Here is a 22,546-nt window from a genome sequence, read left to right as displayed (position 1 = left end):
GGCGCGATCATGCAGGTCAGAACGGATTCCAGGTCGCGCGCTGGGTGAGCTTGAGGTAGCCGAGATTGACGCCGAGACGGGCGCCGACGCCGGTACGGATCGGCACGAGCAGCACATTGTTGTTCTTCAGCACATTGAAGCCGACGCCGGCGATGACATAGGCGGAGCCGGCGACGCCGCCAAAACGATTATAGAGGCTGCTCACATCGTCGAGATTGTAGACCAGCATCATGACGCGCGAACCCTCGCCGCCGAAATCCCAGCCGAGCGACGGGCCTTGCCAGAACACTTTGTGGTCGCCGGCATTCTTGGTGTAGAGCGTGCCTTCGCCATAGGTCAGGCCACCGATCAGCGCCCCGGACCCCTCTTCGCCGAGCAGATAGCCGTTCGGCAGGCCATAGGTGGCGAAAATCTTCTCGACGACGGTGGCGAGCCCGCCCGATGTCGCGCCGAAGAATTTATGACCGGAATCAACGATCTCCTGGGCGGTGTATTCCTGCGCCCGCGCGGCCGATGCCGAAAAGGCGACAAGGCCGATGAGCGCGATCGTCATTGAGATGACACGGAAAAAAGTCCGGTCGTAGAATCGGGAAACCATGCTTCCAATCTCCGTCAGGGAGCACTTTCGCCGACGCCTCGCACCCGTACGGCTCTTTGGCGGCCGTTAAGGATGACTGTTAGGGGCAAACTATGCCGTAATCCTTTTTCAACCATTAAACTCCCACATGAAGATGGCGGTTCGAAGGCTGTTTTCGCATCGCCCGCGCAGCACCCGGCTGCGTGAACACGCCATTTTCGACAACCATGATTTTGGATTTGTTGCTGCACGCACAAGCGCTGTGTATTCAGAATGCTTGGGAGAGAGCGTGATTCGTGTGGACAGGCGTGATCATGATCGCCCGGTCATTGTGTTGTGAAATTTGCAGGGATTTTTGCCGATGGCCGAGCTTTTCACCCTTTCCGCACCCGACCTGGCAGCGCTGCTGTGCAGCCGGGTCTGCCACGACATCATTTCGCCGGTCGGCGCCATAAACAACGGGCTTGAGCTGCTCGACGAAGGCGGCGCCGACGAAGACGCCATGAAGCTGATCCGCCAAAGCGCCAAGAACGCTTCCGCCCGCCTGCAATTCGCCCGCATCGCCTTCGGCGCCGCCGGTTCCGCCGGCATGCTGATCGACACCGGGGACGCCGAGGCCGTGGCCTTCGCCTTCCTGAAGAACGAGAAGCCGGAACTGATCTGGAACGGGACCCGCGCGCTGTTGCCCAAGAACAAGGTCAAGCTGCTGCTCAATCTCATCCTCGTCGCCAACGCCGCCATTCCGCGCGGCGGCAGGCTGGTGGTCACGCTGGAGAACCTCGAGACCGAGCCGCGCTTTGCGCTCGCGGCGAGCGGCCCGATGCTGCGCGTGCCGCCCAAATTCCTGGAATTGCATTCCGGCCACAGGCCGGAAGAGCCGATCGACGCGCATTCGGTGCAGCCCTATTACACCCTGCTCCTGGCCCGCGAAGCCAACATGACGATATCGATCCATGCAACCGCCGACGAGATCGTCCTTTCTGCAGCCTGAAGTTCTCCGGAAGAGCGGGGAAAGTATTTTATCCAAGTCATATTTGCGGCGCTGTCTCAATACCTGTGAGATGGGTTTGCAGTTTTGATCGCATGAAGCATTGCGAAAGAAGATCCCGCTAAAAAAACTTCAGGAAAATTTTACCTAACGGCTTTTCGGCTTCTTTACCAGATCGGCCTATGGTCCCCGGCAGATGCCACGACGCTGCCGGTTCGCCGCATGGCAAAGAGGGTCCGGGAATGAAACGCTGCATGTTCGTCGACAATTCGAGCGTCATCAGGAAGGTTGCAAGGCGTATCCTGGGCGGTTCCGGCATGATGGTAATCGAAGCCGCCAGCGGCCATGAGGCGATCGAGATGTGCGCGGTCGACATGCCTGATATCATCGTCGTCGACGGCGCCTTGCCGGACATGCAGGCGCAGGACCTCATCCGCCGCGTGCGCGCCATGGAAAGCCCGGTGTTGCCGCAAGTCTTGATTTCGCTGGTCGAGGTCGACGTCGGGGCGATCATGCGGGCAAAGCGCGCCGGCGCCCAGGGCTACCTGCTGAAGCCGTTCAACCGGCCGCAATTGCTCGAGTGCTTCCGCGCCTTGAAGATTGCCGCCTGATCAGAGCCTGTTCCATTCCGATGAAAATCGGATGAGCTCTATCTTGTTGTTTTGCCAGGATCTTTCCGAAAACCGGGCGCCCACTTTTTGAGATCACACCCCTGGTTCAGGCGCTGACCCGGATATCTTCAGGCTCACGCAGCACATAGCCGCGGCCCCAGACGGTCTCGATGTAATTCTGCCCGCCCGACGCTGCGTCGAGCTTCTTGCGCAGCTTGCAGATGAAGACGTCGATGATCTTCAGCTCCGGCTCATCCATGCCGCCATAGAGATGGTTGAGGAACATTTCCTTGGTCAGCGTGGTGCCTTTGCGCAGCGAGAGCAGTTCCAGCATCTGATATTCCTTGCCGGTCAGATGCACGCGCTGGCCACCGACTTCAACGGTCTTGGCATCGAGATTGACCACCAGGTCGCCGGTGGTGATGACCGACTGGGCATGGCCCTTGGAACGCCGCACGATGGCATGGATGCGGGCGACCAGTTCGTCCTTGTGGAAGGGCTTGGTCATGTAGTCGTCGGCGCCGAAGCCGAGGCCGCGCACTTTGTCCTCGATACCGGCCATGCCGGAGAGGATGAGGATCGGCGTCTTCACCTTGGAAAGGCGAAGTGTTCTCAAAACTTCATAGCCCGACATGTCGGGGAGATTGAGGTCGAGGAGAATGATGTCGTAATCGTAAAGCTTGCCTAGATCGACACCCTCTTCACCAAGGTCGGTCGTATAGACATTGAAACTTTCCGATTTCAGCATCAGCTCGATGCTTTGTGCGGTTGCACTGTCGTCTTCTATCAGCAGAACGCGCATTTCATTCCCCTTTTCTGCTGCCGGACCATTTCACGACCCGTCCAGGACCGGAGCAGTGATTGCCTGAGCAGAGGCTGCCATCGAATGGTTAATAAAACCTAATTCCCCGTCCGTGACGGTATTAGATTTTTTAACCCCTTTCTACACCTTGTTGAATCCAATAACGAATCACAGACCCAAACCGTTAATGCGGCACATTAATAAGCCAGACTAAGTGACTGTTCGGACTCGTTGGCCGGGTTTCGCGACGAGAAGCAGAATTTTTACCCGCCCTTAAGTCCTGAGCCGTATGATTAACAATGCCCGTAAACGAATGGTTACCGCCGGCAAAAAACTTTAGGAGTTTGTTTCCCATAGTTCGGGGAAAGCCGGTGGAAACGGGTCAAGCCTGGGCCTTGCCGGGTGAATTGGACGATATGTGCAGGTGTGCGTTTCCGGGAGTACCGAATCATGAAGTCACGTGAAAACCTCGTTCGGCTGAAGCAATTTCAGGTGAGCGAGAAGCGGCGGCAGCTGCTGCAGCTCGACATGATGATCGCCGAATTCGAGCGCATGGCCGTCGAGCTGGAACTTCAGATCGCCGCGGAGGAGAAGAAGGCCGGCATCACCGACATCAATCACTTTGCTTATCCGACCTTCGCCAAGGCGGCACGCCTGCGCCGCGACAACCTTAGAAATTCGCAAAGCGACCTCGCCCAGCAGCGAAATGTCGCCGAATCATTGCTGAGCGAAGCCGAAGCGGAGCTTTCCAAGGCGGAGATGCTGGAATCGCGCGACACCAAGGCGCGCGACACGGAAGCCGGCGGCCGCAGCGCCATGATCGGCTGAAAACAAGGCTTTAACGCGCGCCGCGCTTGCGTGCTATTGCTGCGCACCGAACGGTGCCGCCTCAGGCACCCAGATCTTCTTGCTGTTCCGCCGCCCGCGCGCGGGCATTTTTGATGTCGGGCACATGCTGCTCCGACCAGGCTCTGATCTGATTGAGCAGTCCTGCCAGGTTCTGGCCGAGTTCGGTCAGCTCATATTCGACACGCGGCGGAATGACCGGGAAAACCTCGCGCCGCACAAGCCCGTCGCGTTCCAGGATACGCAGCGTCTGCGTCAGCATTTTCGGCGTGATGCCTTCGAGCTTGCGCGCCAATTCGCCGTTGCGGAGCCGGCCCCGGCGCAGCGCACAGATCACCAGGTAGACCCATTTGCTAGCGAGCGTCTCGAGCACGGCGTGCGACGGGCACGTCCGTCGGAACGCGTCATAACCAGAAGGGGAACAATCGTCGCTATCCATAAGGTGCGTATATATCATAAAGGTACATACTAGACAAGATAAAGTAACTATACAAATGATAGTGGCATATCAAACCAGCAGGAGAGCCTTCCATGCGTGCCATTATCCAGAATTCCTTCGGCGGACCCGACGTCCTCGTCATTGCCGATCGCCCCGCGCCATCACCCGAGGCCAGCGAAGTGCTCGTCCGCATCGAGGCGGCCGGCATCAATCCGGTCGATGGTGCGGTGCGCGGCGGCCACTATCCGCTGCTTGGCGAGCCGCCTTTTGTGCTTGGCTGGGACGTTTCGGGAATTGTCGAGGCGCTGGGCTCCGGCGTCTCCGGCCTCAAGGTCGGCGATGCCGTCTTCGGCATGACGCGCTTTCCCAAACAGGCGGCAGCCTACGCCGAACTCGCCGCAGTTCCGGCTGATGAGCTTGCGCCGAAACCTGAAGGCATAGATCACGCGCAAGCCGCCGCGCTGCCGCTGGCCGGCCTGACGGCCTGGCAAGGCCTTGTCCGCCATGGCCGGCTCGATCTTGGCAAGCGCGTGCTGATCCACGCCGCAGCCGGCGGCGTCGGCCATCTGGCGGTGCAGATCGCCAAGGCGTACGGCGCTCACGTCGTCGCAACCGCCAGCCCGGAAAAGCTCGATTTCGTCCGCTCGCTCGGCGCCGACGAGGTGATCGACTACACAAGGGATGATTTCACCGGGAAGGCCCGCGACATCGATCTGGTTCTGGACCCGTTCGGCGGCGAGCATGCGGAGCAATCGCTGGAAGTGCTCAAGGCCGGCGGCGTTCTGGTGTCGCTGCTCGATGTCAGCGATGCCACCAAGGCAAAGGCCAGGACGCGAGACATCCGCGTCGAGCGCATGTCCGTAGTGCCCGACCGTGCCGCTCTGGTGGAACTCGGCAAATTGATCGACGCGAAAAAGCTGGCCGTCCACGTGGCAAAGGCGTTTCCGCTCGAACAGGCTGGTGCCGCCCGTGCCTTTCTCGCCACCAGGCCGATCGGCAAGGTGGTGCTGACGGTCTGAAATCGCAGATCGTCGCCCCTCGCAAACGTAAGGGCGCGGATCGGCGCCCTTACCGATCTAATGCCGGTATTGCTGAATGCGCGTGGTGCGCAGGCCGGCAAGGCCATATTCGTCGATCGACGCCTGCCAGGACAGGAATTCCTCGGTGGTGAGCTTGTAGCGCTGGCACGCCTCTTCGAGGCTCAAAAGCCCGCCACGCACCGCCGCCACAACTTCCGCCTTGCGCCGGATAACCCAGCGACGTGTGTTTGTCGGCGGCAGATCGGCGATGGTAAGTGGGCTGCCGTCTGGCCCGATAACATATTTGACTCGCGGTCTAATTAGATCGGTCATCGTACTCTCTACAAAAAACTCAAAGACCCAATCCCCACCACATTACCGCCACAGCTTTAAAATTTGCCTAAGCAGACCCTAATGGTTAGGTAAGGATCATGAACGCGGCGTTAGCCTTTTCATCGGCATTTGAAACATCTGCCGGCAAGCGCGTTGAACCCGGCAGGAAAAATGAGCCGCCCCGGCAAAGCTGGCGCAGCCGGGACGCTTGACCTATATTCCGGCCATTGGCATTGAAGCGCCGCGCAGAACGAAAGAACCATGAACAGCCTCGACCTTCCCCGACGCCCCGAAAACACCCGCGTCGTCGTCGCCATGTCGGGCGGTGTCGATTCGTCGGTCGTTGCCGGTCTCCTGAAGCGCGAGGGCTACGACGTCGTCGGCGTTACGCTGCAGCTTTATGACCACGGCGCGGCAACGCATCGGGCCGGCTCATGCTGCGCCGGCCAGGACATCGACGATGCCCGTCGCGTCTCCGAGACGCTCGGCATCCCGCACTATGTCCTCGATTACGAGGAGCGCTTCCGCAAGGCGGTGATCGACCCGTTCGCCGAGAGCTATGTCGCCGGCGAAACGCCGATCCCTTGCGTTTCCTGCAATCAGACGGTGAAGTTCGCCGACCTGCTTGCGACCGCCAAGGAACTCGGCGCCGACGCGCTGGCCACCGGCCACTACATCCGTTCCGGCGCCAATGGCGCCCACCGCGCGCTTTACCGGCCGGTCGACGCCGACCGCGACCAGAGCTACTTCCTGTTCGCCACCACCCAGGCGCAGATCGACTATCTGCGCTTTCCGCTCGGCGGCCTGTCGAAGCCTGAGGTTCGCGCCATCGCCGAGGAGATGGGACTGACAGTCGCCGCCAAGCAGGACAGCCAGGATATCTGCTTCGTGCCGCAGGGCAAATATTCCGACATCATCGCCAAGCTGAAGCCGGCTGCCGCCAATCCGGGCGACATCGTCCATATAGACGGGCGCGTGCTTGGCCGCCACGAGGGCATTTTGCGCTACACCGTCGGTCAGCGCCGCGGCATCGGCATCGCCTCGGGCGAGCCGCTCTACGTCGTTCATCTCGACGCCGACCGGGCCCGTGTCGTGGTCGGCCCGCGCGAGGCGCTGGAGACCCACAAGATCTTCTTGCGCAACATGAACTGGCTGGGCGATGGCCCGCTGACAGCTATCCCGGCGACCGGGCTTGAGCTTTTTGCCAAGGTGCGCTCGACGCGGCCGCCGCGCCCGGCCGTGCTGCATCACCGCGCCGGCATCACTTCGGTGGAGCTGGTCGACGGCGAATCCGGCATCGCGCCCGGTCAGGCTTGCGTGCTCTATTCCGACGATGGCAACGAGGCGCGTGTGTTCGGCGGCGGCTTCATCGAGCGCTCCGAGCGCGGCGCCGAAGCCGAGGCGATGCTGACGCGGCTGGCCGTCCAGCCGGCGCGGGTTCCCGCCGAATAGGCGGCGTTTCGCTTAGGACCTTGTATGGGCGACGGTGCCGGCGGTCAGGATGCGCAGCACGCGGATGGCTTCCTCGCCGCTGGTGCGCGGTTCGGCCCGTGTCTCGATGCAGTGGATGAAATGCTCCAGCTCGCGCGTCAGCGGCATGCCCTCGCCGACCGCGACATAGGACGGCTCGTTGGCGGTGAACGCCCATTGGCCGCTGTCCTGCCAGACCGCGTGGCGGTAGACGGCAAGCTTGCGCTCCCACGGCTCGACGTCGTCAAACACCGCCATCGCCTTGGTGCCGACAACGGTCAGCCGCCGTTCGCGGTAAGGGTTGAGCCGCGAGGCAAACAGATGGCCGCGCAAGCCGTTGGGAAAGCGCATGTGCAGATGCGCAAAATCGCTCAGATTGTCGAGAAGAGCAGCGCCTTCGCCGCGCACCTCGACCGGCTCCGTGCCGGTGATGGCCAGGATCATCGACAGATCATGCGGCGCCAGATCCCACAACGCGTCGTTTTCGGTGTGGAACTTGCCGAGGCCGAGCCGATGCGAGTGGATGTAGCGGACCTCGCCTAGCTCGCCATTGTCGATCAGCGCCTTCAGCGTCTCGAAGGCGGGATGAAAGCGCAGCACGTGGCCGACCATGAAGACACGACCATTGTCGGCGGCCGTCTGCACCGAGCGCTCGGCATCGGCCACCGTCAGCGCGATCGGCTTCTCCACCAGCACGTCCTTGCCGCCGAGCACGGCGCGCACCGCCATGTCGGCATGGAACTGCGGCGGCAGCGCCATGACAATGGCATCGACATCGTCGCGGGCAAACAGCGCCTCTGGCTCGATTGCCAGGCAATCCTGCTCGCTGGCAAAACCCTCCGCACGCGCCGGATTGACGTCCGAAACCGCATGCAGCGCGCCGAGCGCCTTGAGGGTGCGGATGTGGTTGCTGCCCCAGTATCCGCAACCGAGGACTGCAATGCGCGGTTTCATCAATTCATGACCATGGCTTTCGTGGCCGAGACATAGCGACGTGCCTCGCTGAACTCAACCCCGGCCTGTGCGCCCAAATGTCTGCCCGGCAAAGCTTTGGGCGCCAGCAATATGCCGGCGCGGCGGCCACTTCGATGCTTGACAGGCTTGGCCTCGCAACCTTATATCCGCGCGACCTTGGCGAACGCGCCGATATGCCTGCCGATTTAAGCTGGATTTCGGGCCTTCGCCGCCCTGGCGGGGTAGCTCAGTTGGTTAGAGCACGGGAATCATAATCCTGGGGTCGGGGGTTCAAGTCCCTCTCCCGCTACCAAATTCCTTCATGATTTCGCTTCCTGCCTTTGTGCATTCAGCCCGTTGAGGAGATCGGCGAGTTCCTCGGCATCGTGCTGGTCCATTCCAACGATGGTTCGGCTGCCCATCTCGGGGGGCCGCCCGGTACGAGCATCCTTGACGGTCCAGGTGCCGGTCGGATCCTGAAAGGTCTGTAGCGTTGAGTCATGCGGACACGATAATCGCCAAGGTTCTCTCTGCGAAGGGCAGATCATTATTTTTCGCTTTGTATTGATGTCTGATACGTCAATGATACTATCGCGAGTATCACTTCTCATATTCAGACACTGACACCTCGATGATCACTGCTTCCCAGCTTCGTACCGCCCGCGCCCTTCTCAACATCGACCAGAAAACCCCGGCGGAAATGGGAGGCCTCTCGCTGCCCACGATCCATCGAATGGAAGCCAGCCAAGGCAATGTGCGGGGCGTTGTCGATAGTTTGATGAAAATGATCAACGTGCTGAACCGCGCCGGTGTCGACCTTCTCAGCGAACATATGCGTAGCGACGATGGCGGCCGTGGCGTCAGGTTCCGGCATCCAGATACGCTGTTGGGCATGCCAGACTAGATCATACAAAGCACGCCCTCGGCGCCACGCATTCACCGTCCTTCGTCTTCCCTTTCTTCCCGAAACACCCAATGAGCCTCTCCCGGCATGTCAGCTTGCGGTCCCGCTTTTCCGCATGGAAAGGCAAGGTTCGCTCATGATCCTGTATCTGCGCCGGCTGACCGGAAAAGAGCGTAGCGAAAGAGCCGACCGGCACCTCGCTCGCTTTCTGACGTTCATCGCAGGAGCCGCCAATGCTGGCGGCTTTCTGGCGGTCCAACAGTATACATCCCACATGTCAGGCATCGTTTCGTCGATGGCTGATCACCTGGCACTCGGCAATGTCGAACTGGCGCTTTCCGGATTGGGGGCCTTGTTGTCGTTTGTCGCAGGCGCCGCCTGCTCAGCGGTGCTGGTCAACTGGGGAAGGCGGCAGGGTCTGCAGGGCGAGTACGCGTTCCCGCTTGTCCTGGAAGCGGTTCTGCTGATCTGCTTCGGTCTGCTCGGCAGCCATCTTGCGCGTCATGAAGCCCTGTTTGTGCCGATGACGGTGATGCTGCTTTGCTTCATCATGGGCTTGCAGAACGCCATCATCACCAAGCTGTCGGAAGCCAGAATCCGGACAACGCATGTCACTGGCCTGGTGACTGACATGGGCATCGAGCTCGGCAAGCTGCTTTATTGGAACATCTCGGGGAGTGACTCGGACGAACTGTTCGTGAAGGCGGATCGAAGAAAGCTGAGGCTGCTGGCGTCGCTTGTGGCATTGTTCTTTCTGGGCGGCGTCATCGGCGCTGTGGGTTTCAAGCATGTCGGCTTCGCGGCGACATTGTTTCTCGCGGCCATTCTCCTCGTGCTGGCCTCCATGCCAGTCCTGGAGGACGTCTCCGTTCGCATGAGGCGGCTTTGGCAGTAGCGCTACAGAGCTTTGCCGCATGCCAGATTTGGCAGCACATTCGCGAAGGCGCGGTTCCTAGATTTCGGCAGCTATCTGTTGGGCTGATCCTGAAGCACGATGAGACCGGCCCCAACGGCAAGAGCCGGCCGAGATAAGGCCCATTTCCAGCCCCATCAGGCGCAACCCGAGATGGCTGGCGACAACACTGGCCGTGACGGGACTGGTCGCATGCTTTGGTTCGAGGCGCGGGACGTATCGCCCGGTTTTCTACAACTTCAAGACAGATGCGTCACGCATCATTAATTGAATGCGCCGCATTTTAATATATGCTGCAAGGCGTAGAGATAATATCTCAAAGCTGATCAAAAAGGGGATGCGACCGTGATAACTGCTCCACAGTTGCGTGCCGCGAGGGCACTCCTTGGCATCGACCAGCGCAGGCTTGCCGAATTGTCCGGTCTTTCCGTGCCGACAATTCAACGCATGGAAGCCAGCGAGTCGATTATTCGGGGTAACGTCGATTCTCTCATGAAGCTGATCGGGGCACTTGACCTCGCCGGCGTGGAATTGATCGCTGAAGGCGCCTCCAGCCAAATCGGCGGGCGCGGCGTGCGACTGAAAGCGGATTTTGACCCCGCCAAGATTCTGGGCGGGGTCGATACGGATGCCAAACTCCCCGTGAGGAGCGTGGCGTGATTTCGGGGGCCGCGGTCCTCCTGTGGGGCGTTGCTGCGCTCCTGGGGACTGCGGTGCTTGCGATTGCGGAAAGCCGCAGATCGGACTCGGGAACACGCCTGATCTACGGCTTGACGCTAGGTATTTCGGCGGCTGTGCTCATGGTTCTGGCGAGCCGCATCGCCGACAATCCCGTCACCCCGTCGACTGTGGTGTTGCCTCTTGGATTGCCATGGATTGGCGCTCATTTCCGTTTGGATGCGCTCTCGACTTTCTTCCTCATCGTCGTCAACTTCGGCGGCTCCATGGCCAGTCTTTATGGCCTCGGCTATGGCAGGCATGAGTCTGCGCCGCATCGGGTGCTGCCGTTCTTCCCGGCTTTCCTAGCCGGAATGAACCTTGTCGTGGTCGCCGACGACGCCTTCACTTTCCTGCTTTCCTGGGAATTCATGTCGCTCGCCTCCTGGGCGCTCGTCATGGCGCACCATCGCGAGCAGGACAATGCGCGGGCGGGCTACATCTATCTCGTGATGGCGAGCTTCGGCACACTCGCGCTGCTGCTTGCGTTCGGCCTGCTCGCCGGATCCGATGGAACCTATACATTCGACGCGATGCGAGCTGCCGACCCCACGCCGTTCGCCGCTGCTTTCGTCCTGGTTCTCATGCTGCTGGGTGCCGGCTCCAAGGCTGGACTCGTCCCGCTGCACGTTTGGCTACCACTCGCTCATCCGGCTGCGCCAAGCCACGTCTCGGCTCTCATGAGCGGCGTGATGACCAAGGTCGCAGTCTATGGCTTCATACGCGTTATTTTCGATCTGCTCGGTGAGCGGGCATGGTGGTCGGGCGTTGCCGTGCTTTTTCTTGGCGGCCTGACGGCGGTTCTCGGCATCCTCTACGCGCTGATGGAAAAGGACCTGAAGCGACTGCTCGCCTATAGCACCATTGAAAACATCGGCGTCATCTTCGTAAGCCTTGGTCTCGCGCTCGCGTTCAAGGCGAACGCCATGCCATCGGCTGCAGCGCTGGCGCTCACCGCCGCGCTGTTCCACGTCCTCAATCATTCCTTTTTCAAGAGCCTGCTGTTTTTCGGCGCGGGCGCCGTGCTGACGGCAACCGGAGAGCGGGATATGGAGAAGCTGGGCGGTCTCATCCATCGCATGCCCTTTACAAGTTTTGCCTTTCTCGTCGGTTGCGTCGCGATCTCGGCACTTCCACCCTTCAACGGCTTTGTCTCCGAATGGCTGGCCTTTCAGGCCATATTGCAGAGCCCAGATCTGCCGCAATGGGGCCTGAAGGTCATGGTGCCCGCCGTTGGCGGTCTGCTGGCGCTGTCGGCGGCACTGGCCGCGGCCTGCTTTGTAAAGGCGTTCGGGATTACATTCCTCGGCCGGCCACGCTCGGCCGCGGTGGAACTGGCGCATGAGGTCGACCGCCACTCGCTGGCGGCAATGTTCGTTCTCGCTGCCCTTTGTCTCCTGGCCGGCATTCTGCCCGGTCTTGTGATAGACGGCCTATCATCGGTGACACTGCCACTGATCGGCAGCCGGATGCCTGTGCAGATGGCGCAGCCCTGGCTGTCTATCGTGCCGATTGCAGCGAGCCGCAGTTCCTACAACGGCCTGTTGGTGTTCCTGTTCATCGCCTTTTCCGCATCCGCTGCGACATATGTGATCCATCGCTTTGCATCACATGCACTCCGTCGGGGTCCCGCCTGGGGTTGTGGCTTCCCGGATGTGGTCCCAAGCTCGCAGTATACGGCCGTCAGCTTCGCGCAGCCTATCCGCCGCGTCTTCGGCACGTTTGTATTCCGTGCAAGGGAAACCGTCGAAATGCCGGCACCTGGCGAGACCGGTCCGGCTCGTCTGAATGTCGAAATGCATGATGTGATCTGGGAGACGCTGTACCTGCCTATCGGCCGGGCCCTCGACTTTGCGACCGACCACCTCAACCATCTGCAGTTCCTGACGATCAGGCGCTACCTGACCCTCGTCTTTCTCTTTCTCATTGTCCTGCTCCTGGTGCTCGCACTATGGCCGTGATTCTCGAGTTGGCCGTTCAAGGCGCGCAGATGGCGCTGGTGCTTTTGCTGGCGCCGCTCCTGACCGGATTCGTGCGCAAGGTGAAGGCACGGCTCTTGCGCCGCCAGGGTCCTTCCCTGATCCAACCTTACCGCGATCTCTTGCGGCTGATGCGCAAGGAAGTCGTTCTGGCGGACAACGCATCCTGGCTGTTTCGCGTGACGCCCTATCTGATCTTTGCCACCACCTGGGTCGGCGCGGCGCTCATCCCGACATTCGCCGCCGGCCTTACATTCAGTTGGACCGCCGATCTCATAGCCATTGTCGCACTGCTGGGAAGCGCCCGGTTCTTCCTGGCGCTGGCAGGCATGGACGTCGGCACGAGCTTTGGCGGCATCGGCTCGAGCCGCGAGGTGATGATCGCTTCGCTGGCCGAACCCGCCATGCTGCTCATCGTGTTCAGCCTGGCGCTCGTCGCGGGTGCTACGCAACTCTCAACGGTCGCCGCCTTCATGGGGTCACCGGAGGTTGGCTTGCGGGTGTCGCTCGGGATGTCGCTTATCGCCCTCGTGATGGTGGCGATCGCCGAAAACGCCCGCATACCCGTGGACAACCCATCGACCCATCTGGAACTCACCATGGTTCATGAGGCGATGGTGCTGGAATATTCCGGTCGCCATCTGGCGATGATCGAGTTTGCCGCCTTCCTCAAGCTTCTGCTCTATGTGTCGCTGATTTCCTGCGTCTTCCTACCTTGGGGACTGGCGAGCGCCGAGGCAGGACTGGAATCACTTGCTCCGGGTGTCGTCGCCTATGTCGGCAAGCTTGCCGTCTGTGGCGTTCTCCTCGCTGTTTTTGAGACCGCCATCGCCAAGATGCGCGTCTTCCGCGTCCCGGATTTCCTCGGGGCAGCACTGATGCTGGCCCTGCTCGGCACGCTCCTGCTGTTCGTCTCACGGAGCCTCTGATGAACGGCCTCACCTTCGACATCGCTCACCTGCTTGCCGGCGGCCTGGTGCTGGTCAGTTTCATGATGCTGTATCAGGATCGCCTCTTTGCGCTGATCAACGTTTTTGCGCTTCATGCAATCGTGCTGGCCCTGTCCGTAGCTTGGCAGGCATACATTCAGGACGCGCATCATCTCTACGTCACGGCGGCGATCGCCCTCGTCTTCAAGGCGATCGTCATTCCTGTCGGGCTTCATCGCATCATTCAGCGGCTCGGCATCCATCGTGACGTCGAGACCGCCGTCGGCATCGGTACGACCATGCTTGCGGGGATAGGCCTGGTGGCCCTGTCCATGGTCCTGATGCTGCGCGTCACTCCCGAGGCTGATCCCCTCGCCCGCGAGGACCTGGCTTTCGCGCTGTCCATCATTTTGCTGGGGCTGCTGGTGATGGTCACCCGCCGCAACGCCGTCAGCCAAGTTGTCGGATTCATGTCGCTCGAGAACGGTCTGGTCCTCGCCGCCACGGGGGCCAAGGGCATGCCCCTGGTCGTCGAGATCAGTGTCGCCTTCTCGATCCTTATCGCCTTCATCGTCATCGGAGTCTTCCTGTTCCGCATCCGCGAGAGGTTCGACTCGGTGGATGTCGGCGCGCTCGACGACTACAGGGGAGAACACCGTTGACCGCGTTTTCCCTCGATGCGGTGGCCGCCATTTTGCTGATACCGGTCTTCGCGGCCGCACTCCTGGCGGTGCTGCCGAAATACCGGATATCGGCGGGCGTCAATGTCGCTGCGAGCTTGCTGACCTTGCTCGCCGCACTGTCGCTTCTTGTCACCGACCGCCCGCAGCCCGGGCAGTATCTGCTCGTCGACGATCTCAATATCGTCTTTATCGTGCTCAACACATTCGTCGGCTTCACCACTAGCGTCTTCAGCGCTTCCTACATTGCCCACGAACTGGAGATCGGGCGGCTGACAGTCCCGAACTTGCGGTTTTATCACGCAATGTACCAGGTCATGATGTTCGGCATGAACCTGGCGTTCGTCTCGAACAATATTGGCTTGATGTGGGTGGCGGTGGAACTTGCCACGCTGACCACCGTGCTTATGGTCGGCATCTACCGCACGCACGAAGCGCTGGAGGCCGCCTGGAAATATTTCATTCTGGGCAGCGTCGGCATCGCGCTCGCACTGTTCGGCACCATCCTCGTCTACATGGCTGTACAGCCGGTTGTTGGCGAGGGGACGAATGCGATGGTCTGGACGGTGCTCATCGCTCACGCCGCGCGCTTCGATCCGGGTCTGCTCAATGTCGCCTTCATCTTTCTGCTGCTCGGCTACGGGACGAAGGTCGGCCTTGCGCCCTTGCATGCCTGGCTGCCAGACGCGCATGCTGAGGGTCCAACGCCGATTTCCGCAGTGCTGTCGGGCTTGCTGTTAAACGTTGCGCTCTATGCCGTGCTGCGCTTCAAGCTGTTGCTCGCGGCAAGCCCGGAAGCGATCGCACCTGGGCCATTGATGATCACGATGGGACTGACGTCGCTTGTCTTCGCGGCCTTCATGCTCTACCGCCGCCGCGACATCAAACGCCTGTTCGCGTACTCCTCGATCGAGCACATGGGCATCATCGTGTTCGCTTTCGGCATAGGAGGCCCGCTCGCCAATTTTGCCGGCCTGCTGCACATGGTCATGCATAGCCTGACCAAGTCGGCGATCTTTTTCACGGTCGGCCACATTGCCCAGGTCAAGGGTACACAGAACATCGCCGAAATCCGGGGACTGACGGAAACGCATCCTGCGCTTGGCTGGGCGCTCGTCATCGGCGTCGTTGCCATTGCCGGCCTGCCTCCGCTCGGCATCTTCATGAGCGAATTCCTGGTCGTGAGTTCGACATTTGCAAGGCACCCCCTTTTGGCGATGCCGTTGGTTTTCGGGATTCTGCTCGCTTTCGGCGCCCTGTTGCTTCGACTGACCGGCGTCGCTTTCGGCGAACCGCGCGGCAGCACGGCACCCGCTGAGGCGTCCTACATTCCGATGTATTCCCACTTGGCGTTGGTGTTTGCCGCCGGCGTCTATCTGCCGCCACCGCTGGTCACATGGTTCCAGCACGTCGCAAGTATCCTGGGGTGAGCAGAGGAGAGAAAGAGCATGCCCGCGCTGATCGATCTCATCCTTGCTGGCCAACGTGTCGAAAATCATTTCCCGTGGTCGCGCGCCGTGGTGACTCCGAAAAAATGGGGCTTTGCCGTCGAGCAATTGGCCGACGGCCACTGGAGCTTGCTCGGCCTATGGGGTGAGCCAGGTGCCGTCCACATGGCACTTCTCGATGAAGGCGCCGGGGACATCGGCGTCGTCAGCCTGGAATGCCCCAGTGGCCGCTACCCATCGGTCGGCCGGCTGCATCCGCCCGCATTGCGGCTCGAACGCGCGGCTGCTGACCTGTTCGGGCTCCTGCCACAAGGCGCGCCTGATACGAGACGGTGGCTTGATCATGGCCATTGGGGTGTCAGCTATCCGTTGAGTACCCGCGTCCGGACGTCTGCTGCGACAGCCGCCCCCTACCCTTTCCTGCCTGCCGAGGGGGAGAGCCTGCATCAGATCCCGGTCGGACCCGTGCATGCCGGCATCATCGAGCCAGGCCATTTTCGATTTACAGCGAGCGGCGAAACGGTCGTCCGGCTGGAGGAGCGCCTCGGCTACGCGCACAAGGGTATAGAAGGCCTGATGGCGGGGTCCGACATCGACCGTGCAGCCAAACTGGCGGGCAGAACTTCCGGCGACAGTACCGTGGCATACTCCCTCGCTTTTGCCCGCGCGGTCGAAGCGGCGCTGGGTGTCGAGGTTCCCCCACGCGCGGTCTGGCTGCGAGCGCTCATGGCCGAATTGGAGCGCCTGGCCAATCATCTGGGCGACATCGGCGCTATCTGCAATGATGCCGCCTTCGCGCTCATGCATGCCCACTGTGGGGTGCTGCGTGAGCGCGTATTGCGGGCAAGCGATGCTGCCTTCGGTCATCGTTTGATGCGCGACTGCATCGTGCCCGGAGGCGTGGCAAGCTTCCTGAGCGATGAGGGCACTACAGCGCTCAGGTCCCTGATCGCAGAGATCAGGCAGCGGTTTCCCGCACTGGTCGAGCTCTACGACAACACGGCGTCGCTGCAGGATCGGACAGTCGCAACTGGCCGGCTGAAGGTGGAGCTCGCCCGACAGTATCGCGCCGGCGGGTATGTTGGCCGGGCCTCCGGTCGGGACTTCGATGCCCGCCGCAATGTCGCCTATCCACCCTATGACGAGCTCGCTTTCGATGTGCCTCTACTCCAGGAAGGCGACGTGAACGCCCGTGTCTGGATTCGTATCCACGAGGTCGAACAGAGCCTGTCCCTGATCGAACAAATCCTGCGACAACTGCCAGACGGACCGATCCGTATCGATTTCGCGCAGACAGACCAACCGCATGAAGGCATGGCGCTGGTCGAAGGTTTCCGCGGCGACATTCTGGCCTGGCTGCGCATTGGCAAGGGCGGCTTGGTCGAGCGCTGTCACCTCCGTGATCCGTCATGGTTTCAATGGCCGCTCCTTGAAGCGGCGATCGAAGGAAACATCGTCGCCGACTTTCCGCTGTGCAACAAATCGTTCAACTGCTCTTATTCGGGCCATGATCTCTGAAGGCACGCTGTCATGCGCAAGCTTCTTTTTGAAAGCCTGATACGCCCCCCTCTCACCGAGCGTCCGCCGTTGGCAAGCAGCACGGCAGTCGACGAACTCGCACGCGCGCTCGATGGGGCTGCTCACAAACGATTAGGGCGAAGCCTGTCGATCCGGGCGGTCGATGCCGGTTCCTGCAACGGCTGCGAACTTGAAATGCACGCGCTGAACAACGCCTTCTATGACATCGAGCGTTTTGGGATCCGGTTCGTCGCATCACCCCGCCATGCCGATGTACTGCTCGTCACCGGGCCGGTCACAAAAAACATGCGCGAGGCATTGAAGCGGACCTACGACGCAACACCCAACCCAAAATGGGTGGTCGCACTTGGAGATTGCGCAGGTAATGGCGGCTGTTTCGCCGGCAGCTATGCCGTGGTGCGCGGAGTGTCCGAGGCGTTGCCTGTCGATCTGCACATTCCAGGTTGTCCGCCGCCGCCAATCGAAATTCTGAAAGGCCTGCTCGCCTTGCTTGAGGGCGTGAATTCCAAGACTGGTGCTGCCCGAAGGTGACTATGCAGAGGCTTTGCCAAGATTGGCCTTGTCGCTGCATAGATCCAACCAATGCGTAGCCGTGAGTTTAAGGGCATCAGCCAACCTCTGTCCCAAAATCGGAAGGCGCTCGGCGGCGAGAACGGCTAAAACGCCTGCTTTTTCGCCGGCAGCCCAGCCGCTTTCCGTCGAAGGGTGAGCCCCGTTCCCTAGTCCGAAATGGTTACTTGCGCTGTAGCTAATGTAGTTACAATCTTGTGCCGTCGAAAGCCGGATGGGCCGGCCAGGCGCGAGTACCGTCTTCGCCGGCGTCTCAAGGCAGTCGACCACACGTTTGCGGTGCTCTAAGGGGGAAAATCAATGAGATTGACGATTGTTTGCGCGGCAATTGTGATTGCCCTATCCACCGCCGCCGTTGCGCACGAGAAAAAGAGGGTGGTCAGTACAGCAGTAACGTCGGCCTGCGCCGACCTGTCGGGCAGCACGATCAAGAAAAAGAGGGAAACAAAGGTGGATTGCAGTTCAACCGGAACTGTCTCCAGCGCGATTTCGAAAGACAAATCGGAGCCGCGCCTGGGCTATGAAACCGTTAATCCTGCAATCATATCGATCTATTAGCTGAGGAAATAGCAGGCAGGTCTATCGACGCTCAGGCTTTGGAGCAAGGCAGGGACTGACTCGCGGCCATTGCCGCGAAATCAACCGTTGGTCGCTTGGTGGCGTCGCTCGGCCTCATTGCACAGCCATGCGCAAAATAGACCTCTCCGCAACGGCCGACATGCGGCAGGCGCGATGTTATCATCTGGCATATGCATCGAAATCGCAGCCGAATGAAGCCATACCGGGCGTGGCGCCGTAGCCGAAGGCTGGTGAGGTCGGAATCAGAAAGGCACCTGCGCTCAACGGCCATTCGCCCGGCGGACCCGCCAGATGACGTTACCGACGTCATCGGCGACGAGCAGTGCGCCAGTCTGATCGATAGCAACGCCGACCGGACGGCCCATCGCCTCGCCATTACGCCCGATGAAGCCAGTGAGCACATCTTTCGGAGGACCGCTCGGTTTGCCACCATGGAACGGCACGAAGATCACCTTGTAGCCGCTGTGCACGCTTCTATTCCACGAGCCGTGCTGGCCAACGAAGGCGCCGTTGCCGTAGCTCGGACCGAGCCGGGCGCCTTTGGAGAAGGTCAGTCCCAGCGAGGCGGTATGAGAGCCCAGGGCGTAATCGGGCTTGATCGCCGTCGCCACGAGATCGGGGCGCTGCGGCTTGGCACGTTCGTCGACGTTCTGTCCGTAGTAGCTGTAAGGCCAGCCGTAGAAAGCGCCGTCACGAACTGAGGTCATGTAATCCGGCACAAGGTCGTCGCCGATCTCGTCACGCTCGTTCACGGCGACCCAAAGCTCCCCCTTTTCAGGATTCCAGGAGAGCCCGTTCGGGTTGCGCAGGCCCGAGGCGAAGACCCGAGTGCGGCGGGTCGACCGATCCACTTCAAGGACAGCGGCGCGGTTCTTCTCCGCGGCTATGCCGTTTTCTCCAACGTTGCTGTTGGAACCAACGGTGACATAGAGCTTGCGTCCATCCGGAGTTGCGATCACGTCCTTGGTCCAATGATGGTTGAGGTCCCCGGCTGGCAAGTCGATGATCTTTTCCGGCGACGCGCTGACTCGGGTCTGGCCATTGGAGTAGGGGAATGCGACGAGCGCGTCGGTATTCGCGACAAAGAGCTTGCCTTTGGACAGCGTCATGCCGAAGGGCGAATTGAGGCCTTCCGCGAACGTCGTGCGCACATCCGCAATGCCGTCGCCATCGGTGTCGCGCAGGAGCGTGATGCGGTTGGCACTTTTGGTCGCGGCGCCAGCCCGCTTCATAGCTAGGTCCATGAAGACCTTTCTAAGACTAAAGCCTTCGTCATGCTTGGCAGGGGCATTGGTTTCAGCAACCAGCACGTCGCCGTTCGGAAGCACATGTAGCCAGCGCGGATGGTCGAGGCCGGTGGCGAAGGCGTTCACTGTCAGCCCCTTCGCCGGGGTCGGCATACCGCCTTTCTGCCAGCCTTTCGCCTCGGCGATGTTAACAGTCGGGATCAGCGTCGGTCGTGGTTTCGGTAAGGTGGGATTGGGGCCATAGCCGGTTATTGCCCCCGTTTTTTGCGCCGGCCCGGTTTTTTGCGCCGGAATGCCAGCGCAGCTTGCCACGACGGCGCCCAATACCGCTACGAGTACGCTTCCTCGGAAGCCGGCAGGCATCGGACGTCCTCCGCATGGATTTGTGTCGCGCTCTTTGTGCAAACGCAAGTCAGTGGCTTATTCTTCCAATTGCTTCGAAGCAGCGGCACTCGTGATCCGAGTGCCAGGAATTCGCGACAAATCTGCTCTCGGTAGAAATATGGCGCGAGGAGATTGTGGCAACCGCGCGAATATCTGTCGCGATATGAATCTCACATTCGTATCGCGCGAAATCGATACGGCTTGCGCTTTTCGGTATCGAGTTGCTCATGGGCCAACATGCGTTGGAATGGAACGAGACCATGAACGGCGGAACCCACAATGACCCACCGATTGCACCAGTTGGTCAAACAGCTGTTGTTGCTGCTTAGCAAGACGCTGCAAATCTGCTAAAAGTCTGCGGTTGGAGGAGACAGACATCCAATCGCTGCCGATAGCACATCCAAGTGTAGCGAAGGCGACACCCGGCGCATCACTTCCGCTCGCCTATTCCCTCGCGACGCTCTGCTGGCTCCTGTCGGCCGGCGTCTATATCGCCGCCAAGTGGGTTGCCCCCGAGATGCCGCCTTGGGCGCTCTGCTTCTGGCGGCTGACGCTTGCCTGCGCGATCCTGCTGCCTATCGTCCATCGTCATCACGGGGCGATGCTCGTGCTGATCCAATCCCGGGTGATCGAGGTGCTGGTCATCGGTGCCATCGGGCTGACCTTGTGTCAGGGCATGATCTACACGGGCCTCAACTACACCAACGCGACAACTGCCGGCATCATCATGGCGCTGTCGCCGATCATGACCATGGTGCTTGCCCGCTTCGTGCTCGGCGAGTCCCTCGGTGTCTGGAAAGCGCTTGGAGCGCTGGTCGCTCTGGCCGGCATGGTGGTGATCGTGGCGCGCGGCGACCTTGCTGCGCTGACGCAGCTGCAATTCAATCCCGGCGAGTTGTGGATCGTCGGCAGCGCGTTTTGCTGGGGCCTCTACACCGTGCTGCTGCGTCGCGCCAAATTCGCTATCGAGCTTCTGCCGATGGTGGTCCTGCTGCTGGGAGCCGGCGCGCTGGCCGCACTGCCCTTCTATCTCTGGGAACTGTTTTCCGGGGATCGTTCGGCGCTGCATGCGAACGGCCTTCTGGCTCTCGCCTATGTGGCTGGCCCGGGCGGCGCTCTGATGTACTATCTCTACAACCGTAGCGTCGAGACGCTTGGCGCGGGGCGCGCCAGCATGCTGCTCTATCTCCAGACCGCCTTCGTCGCCGTTCTCGCTTATCTGTTCCTTGGCGAAAGCTTGCAAGACTACGATCTCGCCGGTGCCGCCCTCATCGTCGCCGGCCTGCTGCTCGCCACCGCGATCAAGCCGAGGCAGCGCACGGTGCGTGTCGCGTAGTGAACCTCACCTCCGCCGGAGCGGCGAGGCAGCTCGCAAAATCAGAGCACCACCCGAAGCGAAGCCGGGTCACTGAAGCCGGCTGTTGTGGCGCAGCACGAGGCCGACCGCGCCGAGCAATGCATCGTTCTCCGTGTGCTTGCCAACGATTATCCGTGTGCGCAACGCGGGTGCCACATCGCGGGACTTGATGAGCGTGTGGCGTTCATATGACGCGATCAGCGGTGCCAGGAGAATGTCGCCCGCCAACGCCATGCGGCCGCCGATGATGATGAGCGGCGGATTGAGCACCGAACCGATCAAGCCAAGGCCACGACCGGCGAACTCGGCGGTGTCCTCGATCATCCGCAGCGCCCTCACGTCGCCCTTCTCGGCCATCATGATCACGTCGTCCATCGTGACCGGCCGCCGCACGATGCGCGAAATCTGCTCGAGCGGCCGGGCAAAGCTGGCATAGAGCTCCAGGCATCCTCGATTGCCGCACCGGCAAAGGTCGCCACCGGGATCGATGCTGATGTGCCCGAATTCGCCGGCGCCGCCGGCGATGCCGCTCACCAGCCGGCCGTGCTGGACAATGGCCCCGCCGACGCCCAGATCGACCTTGAACAGCACGAAATCGTCCTGGCCGACGGCCGCACCCCACATCAGCTCGGCAATGGCCGAGCAGTTGCTCTCATTGTCGGCGAAGATCGGCTGTTCGAGGACCGGCCCGAACACATCGCGGATGTTGACCCCGGCCCAGGTCGGAACGATACTCGCGCGCAGCACCACTCCTTCGCGGCTGACTGGGCCCGAGACGGAGACCCCAACCCCCAGGAGCCCCGCCATCGGCAGACCGTTCTCTTCGTAGCATCGGGCAATTACTGACTTGGCAAGCTGGGCCGTCTGTTGCGGCTGGTAGTCCAGACCCATGGGGATAGTTTGTTCGGCAACGAAAGAATGCGACACGTCGGCGACGACACACCGCATTTCGTCGAGGCCCAGATGGATGCCGACGCAGGTGCCCGCAGCGGGATTGAGCGTCAATGTCGTGGCAGGCCTGCCAATACCCCTGGCCGCGTCATGATGGGCCGAGGATTCGATCACCATCCCCGACTTTCTCAAGCCGTTGAGCGCAGTTGAAACCGTCGACCGCGCCAAACCGGTAATGCGGGTAATTTGCGACGCAGAAAGCACGCCGCGCTCGCGCAAGCATCGAACGATCAGGCTCTCCGGCGACGCAGACGGCCTGTCGATCAGCCAATTTCTAAGCGAAGGTTTGTTCATGATGAGCACAAAGCAC

The 22,546-nt window shown here is 60.9% G+C and carries 22 protein-coding genes, 1 tRNA gene and 1 pseudogene; 17 read left to right on the top strand and 7 right to left on the bottom strand.

Features of this window, described 5'->3' with window-relative positions; genetic code table 11:
* Nucleotides 1–16: 16 nt before the first annotated feature.
* Nucleotides 17–598, bottom strand: a complete 582-nt coding sequence (locus NKJ46_RS10195; protein WP_352664551.1) for a DUF1134 domain-containing protein — start codon at nt 596–598, stop codon at nt 17–19.
* Nucleotides 599–938: 340 nt separating this feature from the next.
* Here NKJ46_RS10195 and chpT point away from each other — a divergent pair, with 340 nt between their 5' ends.
* Nucleotides 939–1,568 carry a histidine phosphotransferase ChpT gene (gene chpT / locus NKJ46_RS10190; RefSeq protein WP_292659970.1) on the top strand — a complete coding sequence of 210 codons (630 nt, stop codon included), beginning with the start codon at nt 939–941 and terminating at the stop codon, nt 1,566–1,568.
* A 239-nt stretch (nt 1,569–1,807) separates the two neighbouring features.
* Nucleotides 1,808–2,176, top strand: a complete 369-nt coding sequence (locus NKJ46_RS10185) for a response regulator (protein ID WP_292659972.1) — start codon at nt 1,808–1,810, stop codon at nt 2,174–2,176.
* A gap of 106 nt (nt 2,177–2,282) precedes the next feature.
* Here NKJ46_RS10185 and ctrA read toward each other — a convergent pair whose 3' ends face one another.
* Nucleotides 2,283–2,978 carry a response regulator transcription factor CtrA gene (gene ctrA / locus NKJ46_RS10180; RefSeq protein ID WP_006203583.1) on the bottom strand — a complete coding sequence of 232 codons (696 nt, stop codon included), beginning with the start codon at nt 2,976–2,978 and terminating at the stop codon, nt 2,283–2,285.
* Nucleotides 2,979–3,428: 450 nt separating this feature from the next.
* Here ctrA and NKJ46_RS10175 point away from each other — a divergent pair, with 450 nt between their 5' ends.
* Complete coding sequence (locus NKJ46_RS10175) at nt 3,429–3,806, top strand: flagellar export protein FliJ (RefSeq protein WP_023719275.1); 378 nt, start codon at nt 3,429–3,431, stop codon at nt 3,804–3,806.
* A gap of 61 nt (nt 3,807–3,867) precedes the next feature.
* On the opposite strand, the gene NKJ46_RS10170 is transcribed toward NKJ46_RS10175, so the two are convergent.
* On the bottom strand, nt 3,868–4,263 hold the full coding sequence (locus NKJ46_RS10170) for a winged helix-turn-helix transcriptional regulator (RefSeq protein WP_352664548.1): 396 nt from the start codon (nt 4,261–4,263) through the stop codon (nt 3,868–3,870).
* A gap of 92 nt (nt 4,264–4,355) precedes the next feature.
* Here NKJ46_RS10170 and NKJ46_RS10165 point away from each other — a divergent pair, with 92 nt between their 5' ends.
* A complete protein-coding gene (locus NKJ46_RS10165; RefSeq protein ID WP_352664546.1) occupies nt 4,356–5,282 on the top strand; it encodes an NADP-dependent oxidoreductase in 927 nt (308 codons plus the stop codon).
* Nucleotides 5,283–5,339: 57 nt separating this feature from the next.
* Here NKJ46_RS10165 and sciP read toward each other — a convergent pair whose 3' ends face one another.
* Entirely contained in the window at nt 5,340–5,615 is a 276-nt protein-coding gene (sciP, locus tag NKJ46_RS10160) for a CtrA inhibitor SciP (RefSeq protein ID WP_023679563.1), read from the bottom strand.
* 261 nt (nt 5,616–5,876) lie between these two features.
* Here sciP and mnmA point away from each other — a divergent pair, with 261 nt between their 5' ends.
* A complete protein-coding gene (mnmA, locus tag NKJ46_RS10155; RefSeq protein WP_352664544.1) occupies nt 5,877–7,067 on the top strand; it encodes a tRNA 2-thiouridine(34) synthase MnmA in 1,191 nt (396 codons plus the stop codon).
* 12 nt (nt 7,068–7,079) lie between these two features.
* Here the strand turns inward: mnmA and NKJ46_RS10150 are convergent, their stop codons facing one another.
* The gene (locus NKJ46_RS10150; RefSeq protein WP_352488920.1) at nt 7,080–8,039 is read right to left on the bottom strand and encodes a Gfo/Idh/MocA family protein; all 960 of its coding nucleotides are present in this window, start codon (nt 8,037–8,039) and stop codon (nt 7,080–7,082) included.
* 236 nt (nt 8,040–8,275) lie between these two features.
* Here NKJ46_RS10150 and NKJ46_RS10145 point away from each other — a divergent pair.
* The 11 genes and pseudogenes from NKJ46_RS10145 (at nt 8,276) to NKJ46_RS10095 (ending at nt 18,276) form a co-directional block, all read left to right on the top strand.
* A tRNA-Met gene (locus NKJ46_RS10145) sits at nt 8,276–8,352 on the top strand.
* A 318-nt stretch (nt 8,353–8,670) separates the two neighbouring features.
* Entirely contained in the window at nt 8,671–8,943 is a 273-nt protein-coding gene (locus NKJ46_RS10140; protein WP_352664542.1) for a helix-turn-helix domain-containing protein, read from the top strand.
* A 115-nt stretch (nt 8,944–9,058) separates the two neighbouring features.
* Nucleotides 9,059–9,826 (top strand): annotated as a pseudogene (locus tag NKJ46_RS10135) (YoaK family protein); the annotation flags it as partial.
* A 375-nt stretch (nt 9,827–10,201) separates the two neighbouring features.
* Entirely contained in the window at nt 10,202–10,516 is a 315-nt protein-coding gene (locus NKJ46_RS10130) for a helix-turn-helix domain-containing protein (protein ID WP_023675522.1), read from the top strand.
* The gene (hyfB, locus tag NKJ46_RS10125; protein WP_502903379.1) at nt 10,513–12,534 is read left to right on the top strand and encodes a hydrogenase 4 subunit B; all 2,022 of its coding nucleotides are present in this window, start codon (nt 10,513–10,515) and stop codon (nt 12,532–12,534) included. The genes NKJ46_RS10130 and hyfB overlap by 4 nt, the downstream gene beginning before the upstream one ends.
* Nucleotides 12,525–13,481: a respiratory chain complex I subunit 1 family protein gene (locus NKJ46_RS10120; RefSeq protein ID WP_352664540.1), complete on the top strand. Its 957-nt coding sequence runs from the start codon at nt 12,525–12,527 to the stop codon at nt 13,479–13,481. Before hyfB ends, NKJ46_RS10120 begins: the two co-directional genes overlap by 10 nt.
* Nucleotides 13,481–14,143, top strand: coding sequence for a hydrogenase-4 component E (locus NKJ46_RS10115; protein WP_352488877.1), 663 nt, complete (start codon nt 13,481–13,483; stop codon nt 14,141–14,143). The genes NKJ46_RS10120 and NKJ46_RS10115 overlap by 1 nt, the downstream gene beginning before the upstream one ends.
* Nucleotides 14,140–15,591: a hydrogenase 4 subunit F gene (locus NKJ46_RS10110; protein WP_352664538.1), complete on the top strand. Its 1,452-nt coding sequence runs from the start codon at nt 14,140–14,142 to the stop codon at nt 15,589–15,591. Before NKJ46_RS10115 ends, NKJ46_RS10110 begins: the two co-directional genes overlap by 4 nt.
* 18 nt (nt 15,592–15,609) lie before the next feature.
* Nucleotides 15,610–17,127 (top strand): hydrogenase large subunit, encoded by a 1,518-nt coding sequence (locus NKJ46_RS10105; protein ID WP_352664536.1) that lies wholly within the window; start codon nt 15,610–15,612, stop codon nt 17,125–17,127.
* Between the two features lie 12 nt (nt 17,128–17,139).
* A complete protein-coding gene (locus tag NKJ46_RS10100; RefSeq protein WP_352452927.1) occupies nt 17,140–17,679 on the top strand; it encodes an NADH-quinone oxidoreductase subunit B family protein in 540 nt (179 codons plus the stop codon).
* 339 nt (nt 17,680–18,018) lie between these two features.
* Complete coding sequence (locus NKJ46_RS10095; protein WP_352664534.1) at nt 18,019–18,276, top strand: hypothetical protein; 258 nt, start codon at nt 18,019–18,021, stop codon at nt 18,274–18,276.
* 281 nt (nt 18,277–18,557) lie between these two features.
* Here the strand turns inward: NKJ46_RS10095 and NKJ46_RS10090 are convergent, their stop codons facing one another.
* The gene (locus NKJ46_RS10090; protein ID WP_352664532.1) at nt 18,558–19,907 is read right to left on the bottom strand and encodes a PQQ-dependent sugar dehydrogenase; all 1,350 of its coding nucleotides are present in this window, start codon (nt 19,905–19,907) and stop codon (nt 18,558–18,560) included.
* Nucleotides 19,908–20,304: 397 nt separating this feature from the next.
* Between NKJ46_RS10090 and NKJ46_RS10085 the strand changes: the two genes are divergently transcribed.
* On the top strand, nt 20,305–21,264 hold the full coding sequence (locus NKJ46_RS10085) for a DMT family transporter (RefSeq protein ID WP_352664762.1): 960 nt from the start codon (nt 20,305–20,307) through the stop codon (nt 21,262–21,264).
* 69 nt (nt 21,265–21,333) lie between these two features.
* Here NKJ46_RS10085 and NKJ46_RS10080 read toward each other — a convergent pair whose 3' ends face one another.
* Nucleotides 21,334–22,530 carry an ROK family transcriptional regulator gene (locus NKJ46_RS10080; RefSeq protein WP_352664530.1) on the bottom strand — a complete coding sequence of 399 codons (1,197 nt, stop codon included), beginning with the start codon at nt 22,528–22,530 and terminating at the stop codon, nt 21,334–21,336.
* Between the last annotated feature and the right edge of the window lie 16 nt (nt 22,531–22,546).

Origin of the sequence: Mesorhizobium sp. M0166 (assembly GCF_040322255.1) — a bacterium.
In the GTDB taxonomy this organism is placed as follows: domain Bacteria; phylum Pseudomonadota; class Alphaproteobacteria; order Rhizobiales; family Rhizobiaceae; genus Mesorhizobium.
This window is presented reverse-complemented; position numbering and strand designations above follow the sequence as displayed.

Coding starts and splice junctions, on each gene's coding strand:
- NKJ46_RS10140 (WP_352664542.1), top strand. CDS start 8,671: ATGATCACTGCTTCCCAGCTTCGTACCGCCCGCGCCCTTCTCAACATC.
- ctrA (WP_006203583.1), bottom strand. CDS start 2,978: ATGCGCGTTCTGCTGATAGAAGACGACAGTGCAACCGCACAAAGCATC.
- NKJ46_RS10170 (WP_352664548.1), bottom strand. CDS start 4,263: ATGGATAGCGACGATTGTTCCCCTTCTGGTTATGACGCGTTCCGACGG.
- NKJ46_RS10175 (WP_023719275.1), top strand. CDS start 3,429: ATGAAGTCACGTGAAAACCTCGTTCGGCTGAAGCAATTTCAGGTGAGC.
- NKJ46_RS10185 (WP_292659972.1), top strand. CDS start 1,808: ATGAAACGCTGCATGTTCGTCGACAATTCGAGCGTCATCAGGAAGGTT.
- mnmA (WP_352664544.1), top strand. CDS start 5,877: ATGAACAGCCTCGACCTTCCCCGACGCCCCGAAAACACCCGCGTCGTC.
- NKJ46_RS10095 (WP_352664534.1), top strand. CDS start 18,019: ATGAGATTGACGATTGTTTGCGCGGCAATTGTGATTGCCCTATCCACC.
- NKJ46_RS10165 (WP_352664546.1), top strand. CDS start 4,356: ATGCGTGCCATTATCCAGAATTCCTTCGGCGGACCCGACGTCCTCGTC.
- NKJ46_RS10150 (WP_352488920.1), bottom strand. CDS start 8,039: ATGAAACCGCGCATTGCAGTCCTCGGTTGCGGATACTGGGGCAGCAAC.
- NKJ46_RS10120 (WP_352664540.1), top strand. CDS start 12,525: ATGGCCGTGATTCTCGAGTTGGCCGTTCAAGGCGCGCAGATGGCGCTG.
- NKJ46_RS10090 (WP_352664532.1), bottom strand. CDS start 19,907: ATGCCTGCCGGCTTCCGAGGAAGCGTACTCGTAGCGGTATTGGGCGCC.
- NKJ46_RS10100 (WP_352452927.1), top strand. CDS start 17,140: ATGCGCAAGCTTCTTTTTGAAAGCCTGATACGCCCCCCTCTCACCGAG.
- NKJ46_RS10115 (WP_352488877.1), top strand. CDS start 13,481: ATGAACGGCCTCACCTTCGACATCGCTCACCTGCTTGCCGGCGGCCTG.
- NKJ46_RS10195 (WP_352664551.1), bottom strand. CDS start 598: ATGGTTTCCCGATTCTACGACCGGACTTTTTTCCGTGTCATCTCAATG.
- NKJ46_RS10105 (WP_352664536.1), top strand. CDS start 15,610: ATGCCCGCGCTGATCGATCTCATCCTTGCTGGCCAACGTGTCGAAAAT.
- NKJ46_RS10080 (WP_352664530.1), bottom strand. CDS start 22,530: ATGAACAAACCTTCGCTTAGAAATTGGCTGATCGACAGGCCGTCTGCG.
- sciP (WP_023679563.1), bottom strand. CDS start 5,615: ATGACCGATCTAATTAGACCGCGAGTCAAATATGTTATCGGGCCAGAC.
- chpT (WP_292659970.1), top strand. CDS start 939: ATGGCCGAGCTTTTCACCCTTTCCGCACCCGACCTGGCAGCGCTGCTG.